Raw genomic sequence first — 1,145 nt, 5'->3', positions numbered from 1 at the left:
ACTATGAGTTTGTGTGGCTTTCTTCTGCTTTATCGGGTCATGCAGCAATGACAATGTATTTGGAACTTTGCGAAGTAAATATTTGCAAATATATTCATCATAATCCATTTATTATATATTCTAACATTTTCATGCAGTTGCTAAATAACCCTTTAAAATATAATGTTATAGCATATACTGATTACACTCATGTTTATGTTTCCAGGGGAGATCTTAAAAGATTTTTAAATCTTTTAAATAAAAATAAACCTGTATTATATTTGGTTAGGGATCCAATTTCGAGATTAAAAACGGGTTTAAATCATATTAATTTAAAGGCGAATAGACTTGATCGTTTTGATTTGGATACACCTATAGAAAGAGTTTTAGATAGAGAGACATATTATTTCGAATCTCCTTTGCCAACCTGTGATCATATAAAAACTTATTGGATTTATGCGGAAAGCTTTTTTAGATTAAATTTTTTAACACAATTTTTTAAAATAGAAAAAATTACTTACTTAGACATGGCTAGTATTAAACCTGAATATGCTTATCATACTTTCAGTCAATTAAATGCTTTATACCATTTTAGACAAATATCAAAAAATTTATTCCATAATACCGTAGTGTATGATATGTTAGGAGCTTTTTTATCAATTCCACTTATTTTATGCGTAGATTTGGAGAATTTTGGGGTAAATTATGCCGATGGTAAAATTATTGAAATTTTAATTACTACAAGACAGTTTTTTAAGCTTCACAAAATAAATAATTATAAGAAAATTAATCCTGTATTATTTAAAGATAATCTACCTTTCGAAAATTTAATTTTTTGTATTCCTAAGGAACAATTTGTTTATCTAGAGAATAATTTGACTTTGATAAAATGTATTCAGTCTTATTTAGAAGAATTTATATCCAAGATGAAGGTTAAATTTGATTTAAAAGCAAAATGTTTAATATGTGAAAATCAAATATTAGCTTATTTGAAAAATAATCAAACTCTTATGAGGCAATGGAAAAAAATTTTTGATCAAGAGTTGATTTGTATTAAGCAACATCATCCAAATATAGTAGCTTCTTGGAAATACTATCAAGAATTTGAAAAAATGTGCAAGGAGTTGGATTAGTAATATTCAGGAGAAAGATTTGTAAATTAATAA

Annotated in this window: 1 protein-coding gene; it reads left to right on the top strand. The window is 25.8% G+C overall.

Going from position 1 to position 1,145, the window contains the following annotated elements:
- On the top strand, positions 1-1,112 hold a 1,112-nt coding region (locus FBE93_RS08195), incomplete at its 5' end, for a DUF2972 domain-containing protein (protein WP_133237175.1).
- Positions 1,113-1,145: the final 33 nt, after the last annotated feature.

The sequence above is a fragment of the Campylobacter sp. CFSAN093229 genome (assembly GCF_011068225.1).
Lineage (GTDB): Bacteria > Campylobacterota > Campylobacteria > Campylobacterales > Campylobacteraceae > Campylobacter_D > Campylobacter_D jejuni.
Note: the sequence above shows the minus strand (reverse complement) of the source record. Positions and strands in the feature narration are given on the sequence as shown.